The organism is Paraclostridium sp. (genome assembly GCF_051657365.1).
Lineage (GTDB): Bacteria > Bacillota > Clostridia > Peptostreptococcales > Peptostreptococcaceae > Paraclostridium.
This window is the reverse complement of sequence record NZ_JBOFKN010000005.1, coordinates 1-1,001: the sequence shown is the minus strand read 5'-3', so window position 1 is coordinate 1,001 and position 1,001 is coordinate 1. Positions and strand designations below refer to the sequence as shown.

2 protein-coding genes are annotated in these 1,001 nt (G+C 50.6%); both read right to left on the bottom strand.

Features of this window, described 5'->3' with window-relative positions; all coding sequences use genetic code 11:
- The coding region (locus tag ACRCYC_RS00140) for a hypothetical protein (protein WP_438617169.1) at positions 1-325 on the bottom strand (325 nt) is incomplete at its 3' end.
- The gene (locus ACRCYC_RS00135) at positions 318-860 is read right to left on the bottom strand and encodes a phage tail protein (protein WP_438617168.1); all 543 of its coding nucleotides are present in this window, start codon (positions 858-860) and stop codon (positions 318-320) included. The genes ACRCYC_RS00135 and ACRCYC_RS00140, both read right to left, overlap by 8 nt.
- Positions 861-1,001: the final 141 nt, after the last annotated feature.

Below are 1,001 nucleotides of genomic sequence, written 5' to 3'. Positions count from 1 at the left end.
CACCTAGCGTGTGCATGCGCTCTTCTGCGTTAAACAACGCTTTTCGAACGCCAGATGTAAGATTGAGGATTTCGATCGCAGCATCCGTTTCTGGCGCAATCACCAGCCGGATATCCCAAGTGCAATCTGAGTTGGAAGCCTTGCCTTTTACCACCGTCTTATCAGTAAGCGGTGCGACAGTAATCAGTGGCATGGGTATGCTGTTGCGGCGTAGCCACATCTGTGGCCATCCTGATTCCACGGTTGCATTTGGGTATTCCGTGCGTAACCGAAGCATCAACGCATCCATCACCGATACGGCTTTACAGCTTGGTTGATTAGTCATAAGTTGCTAACTTTTCCAAAAAGCGTTGTGCAACATCATCCAGCGCATCATCATTGTCACTGATATATGCGCTCCATAATTGCCCCACGGATGGGCCGTGCCGCACGCGATAATCATCGCGGCCTCTTCCTTCTCGTGTAGCTAAGCCCAGCGCCCCATTTTTCAACACCAGCAAGAAAGCGCTTCGCATATGCTTCTCTGGACCTGATGTTTTTACGCGCACACCTACACCGGCATTTTTTAGCGGTACCGTTTTGCCCGTGGTGTATTTTTGTTTCGCATCATATCGCGCCAGCAGAACCGGCCTGTTCCAACCATAAATTGCCGCTTCCAGCGTGCGCTGGGTTGCGCGGCGTGAAACATATAGCCTTTCTTGGATGTAGTTACGTGGAAGATTGATGGTTTCAGCAATGCGCTGAACGCCTTTTTGCCGAATATCATCTGCCGACTCGTTCACTGCATCCCGCAGGTGCCGGTTCTGCTCACTGATGATTTTGCGTAAGTCAGTGGAGAGCTGATCAAGTTCATTGCTCATACGTTATCCAGTAACTCACCATCCCAGCATCGCGATGACGAACGCCTGAGAGCTTGATTGTGCGACCAGAGGACTGCAATTTTTGACCGGGTGAATGCTCTGGCCAATCCGATTCAAAAAACTCGATTGCATCGCGCTGTG